Origin of the sequence: Brachybacterium subflavum, assembly GCF_009299795.1 — a bacterium.
GTDB classification, from domain to species: domain Bacteria; phylum Actinomycetota; class Actinomycetes; order Actinomycetales; family Dermabacteraceae; genus Brachybacterium; species Brachybacterium subflavum.
In genome coordinates this window covers 1-249 of sequence record NZ_VIGP01000023.1, presented here as the reverse complement: position 1 = coordinate 249, position 249 = coordinate 1, and the positions used below count along the sequence as shown (strand labels likewise).

Genomic DNA, 249 nt, shown 5'->3' with positions numbered 1-249 from the left:
CGGCATGCCGAACGTCTCGACCTGCCCGTCGGGGTCCAGGGGGATCTCCGTGCCCTCCATCAGGGCGTGGCGCTGGGCGTTCTGGATCGCCCGCGCCGCCTGATCGAACCGGCCGGCGAGGGCCTTGATCTCCGGCGCGGGACCGATGATCCGCAGGGACGCCATCCCATCGATCGTCCCCGGATCCACGACCATCCGACGACGCGACGCGGAGACCTCCTCAGGGTCCTTGGGATGACGCTGCTGGAT

Annotated in this window: 1 pseudogene; it reads right to left on the bottom strand. The window is 69.9% G+C overall.

What is annotated here, in order from left to right:
• Positions 1-249, bottom strand: a pseudogene (locus FHG10_RS18105) (HNH endonuclease); the annotation flags it as partial.